Genomic DNA, 1,044 nt, shown 5'->3' on the forward strand with positions numbered 1-1,044 from the left:
TCATGAGGCGCTACCTAAATAGCTTTCGGGGAGAACCAGCTATCTCCCGGTTTGATTGGCCTTTCACCCCCAGCCACAGGTCATCCGCTAATTTTTCAACATTAGTCGGTTCGGTCCTCCAGTTAGTGTTAACCAACCTTCAACCTGCCCATGGCTAGATCACCGGGTTTCGGGTCTATACCCTGCAACTTAACGCACAGTTAATACTCGGTTTCCCTTCGGCTCCCCTATTCGGTTAACCTCGCTACAGAATATAAGTCGCTGACCCATTATACAAAAGGTACGCAGTCACTATTACCCAACGGTAACAGCTCCCACTGATTGTACGTACACGGTTTCAGGGTCTATTTCACTCCCCTCCCGGGGTTCTTTTCGCCTTTCCCTCACGGTACTGGTTCACTATCGGTCAATCAGGAGTATTTAGCCTTGGAGGATGGTCCCCCCTTCTTCAGACAGGATATCACGTGTCCCGCCCTACTCTATAAGCTTCCACATAACGTACCTTCGTGTACGGGACTTTCACCCTCTATCGTGCGACTTTCCAGACGCTTCCACTAATACTTTATGCTACCCGCTTGGGCTACTCCCCTTTCGCTCGCCGCTACTCAGGGAATCTCGGTTGATTTCTTTTCCTCGGGGTACTTAGATGTTTCAGTTCTCCCGGTTCGCCTCATCTAACTATGAATTCATTAGATGATAGTGTAGTTTCCTACACTGGGTTTCCCCATTCGGATATCGACGGCTATTACGCTTTTTATCAGCTTACCGTCGCTTTTCGCAGATTAACACGTCCTTCTTCGCCTCTGATTGCCTAGGCATCCACCGTGTACGCTTAATTTCTTAACCTTACAACTCACAGTTGTCTTGGTTTAAATTACGCTTTCTTCTCTTTCTTACTTATTCTCTTTTTATTTATAGATTGTTCAATTAAAGCTCAATAAACTTTAACTCAACCTATAATTAAAAGCCTTTCGTAAAAACGAGAACTCGTTTCTTTCAGCTTGTTCCTAATTGTTAAAGAGCTTTATCTTTCTATTCACTTAA

The 1,044-nt window shown here is 45.0% G+C and carries 1 rRNA gene; it reads right to left on the reverse strand.

From position 1 onward, the window contains the following. Positions 1-846 (reverse strand): 23S ribosomal RNA (locus tag ACGH6Q_RS12365); the annotation flags it as partial. Positions 847-1,044 lie beyond the last annotated feature (198 nt).

The sequence above is a fragment of the Gilliamella sp. BG2 genome, assembly GCF_046635645.1.
Classification (GTDB): domain Bacteria; phylum Pseudomonadota; class Gammaproteobacteria; order Enterobacterales; family Orbaceae; genus Gilliamella; species Gilliamella bombi.